This is a genomic window from Anaerobacillus arseniciselenatis, assembly GCF_001865995.1.
In the GTDB taxonomy this organism is placed as follows: domain Bacteria; phylum Bacillota; class Bacilli; order Bacillales; family Anaerobacillaceae; genus Anaerobacillus; species Anaerobacillus arseniciselenatis.
On sequence record NZ_MLQQ01000048.1, the window covers coordinates 1 to 2,242 of the forward strand.

The 2,242-nt window shown below is 31.7% G+C and carries 3 protein-coding genes; all 3 read right to left on the bottom strand.

The annotated features are described in order from the left end of the window. Nucleotides 1–226: 226 nt before the first annotated feature. Complete coding sequence (locus tag BKP35_RS17295) at nt 227–529, bottom strand: hypothetical protein (RefSeq protein ID WP_071314638.1); 303 nt, start codon at nt 527–529, stop codon at nt 227–229. A 222-nt stretch (nt 530–751) separates the two neighbouring features. Continuing rightward, nucleotides 752–946, bottom strand: coding sequence for a hypothetical protein (locus BKP35_RS17300; protein ID WP_071314639.1), 195 nt, complete (start codon nt 944–946; stop codon nt 752–754). A 504-nt stretch (nt 947–1,450) separates the two neighbouring features. After that, nucleotides 1,451–1,942 (bottom strand): hypothetical protein, encoded by a 492-nt coding sequence (locus BKP35_RS17305; RefSeq protein WP_071314640.1) that lies wholly within the window; start codon nt 1,940–1,942, stop codon nt 1,451–1,453. Between the last annotated feature and the right edge of the window lie 300 nt (nt 1,943–2,242).

Genomic DNA, 2,242 nt, shown 5'->3' on the forward strand with positions numbered 1-2,242 from the left:
TCATTATGAAGTCCTCCTTGGTTAACTAAGTTAGGGGTCATCTCGGTGCACGATTTGACACCCCGTATCATACCAGGAGGGCTCTTTTTTTTTCAAGTCCCCGAAAATCCTTCTAACAGGAATGCTCCTTTATAATTGTTAACACATAATCCCGAAGCTATCTTTAATTATCCTGCTTCATTACTTAAATAAAACGTTACTGTTGCTGTCCCAGTAACGCTCTTCGTTAACTAAAAAAGAAATGTAGAATTGGAGGAGATAATAACAATACAATGGCACTTAAAATTAACGTTTTAGACAACGTTTTAGGCAGTTTTTCTCTGCCCTTTCCAGTGTACCATCCACTGAATTGAAGTTTATTTCTATACAATACAAAGATTAATAAAAAAACTCCGAGCATAGCTATCCATCCATATTTGTCAGTATTAATACCGATATTCGAATATATAGCATGAGGTATTCCACCTAATAGTGTTGCAAGAATAGCAAAAATGAAAATAATCCTTAGTAGCTCTAGCAATACCCGCATATTACTTTCTCCTCCTCTAGATTATAATGCCCATAATTATAAGCCCAATTGTAAGTCCGATAGTAATTTACCTCCCCTCATTAAAGCTACGAAATTAAAATTGTTGAATGCTGCTCGCTCAATACTAAAACAAAAAGTATTTCAATGTTGCGCTAATGCACCCTTTAATTGAATACTAATCATTTATTTTTTTATATAATATCCTAATCTCCTTCAACAGAACTACTTATTTAAATTGTTAAAGAAGTCTTGTTCCTTTTCTTTTTCTATCCCCCGTTTTATTTCTTCATCAGAAAGATTTGGCAAATCATGTATACCAAGTTTCTTTTCTATTTCACTAAGTCGAGATTTAATTGTTATAAGACTAAAAACAACATAAAAAACAAATATTATAGTTGCTAAAATAAACAACAACATTTCGACACCTCCAATCAATACTGAATGTTAATTGATGAAGAGCTTCTTTACTTGAATAAGTGAATTTTAACACTATCTACCAATTACAAAAAGACAATTTTTTAATATAAATAAACCTAGTTTAGTAAGCACCAGGTTCATCACTGTCAAATTTTTCACTAAAGCTCTCATTAGCTGAAAGATTATAAGCAATATATTATATTTTGGTTATGATGATTCTCAATTTACTTCCGAATAATTTTTTCGAATAAACGATTAGACTTTTGGTAGAGGTTCTGATAAAAATCATCAAAAAAGTGTTTTACTATCAATCTTACTAAAGAAAAGAATATAGCAATTATCATTATCATGAATAAAAGAAACAATCCTTGTTTAATTGCCTCCATTAAATCACCCTTACTATTTTAGTTTACTTCAAAAACCTGCACAGTCGTAGCGACAACCTCTTTTGCTATCGCACTCTTTAGTTTAAGTTATATCCTCACTCGAATACTCTATTGATGCTTACAACTCCTCCAATCGCTGATTAGTTTTTTCTAGTACTTGTATATAATCATTCACTGTTTCAAACTCTCCGTTTTGGTAAGGATCTACTACTACTTGAAGAGCTTCCCTAAATTCTTGTAATTTTTCTTCTGATGGATTATTACTTAAATTTCTAGTTATGAATTGGTATTGTAAAGAATCATACCGTCGGATTTCTTCTAATAATGTTCTATCGATATCACGATGATTAAGGGTATACCATGTAGTGTTTATACTTTTTAAATCAGAAATCACATCATCGATACTATCATAATGAGTATCCTCATCAAAATATCTATCAATAAAAGATAAGTTCAATTCAGCAAATCTAAAGGTAAAAAAGGATACCTGCTCACTCATTTGTGCCATATGCTTTGTGTCAAACCTAGACTCCTGAATATATGAGTAAAGTAAAATGACATTTAGAGTGATAGAAGCTATTAAACAGCTGATTAAGACTTTTTGTTTCATTTTTTCAACCTCTCCCAGTATTTTTGAAATTAAAATCAGGCTCAATGTAACATAATTTGGATTGATTATTAAGTAATATTGTTCAATTTCCCTATTCAACATTCCTGTTTCAATAGTTTAAGAAAATGGCAACAGGAGCAACTACACATGATTGTTCCTGTTGTTAAAGTAATGTTAGCAATAGGTAAGCCTTTGAAGTGATCTCCAGCTTTTCCCCTGCTCCGCACCGAACGTGCTAGTTTCCCAGCATTCGGCGGTCCATCTAACGATGTATATTAAATTATAAGTTCTTCGTTACTT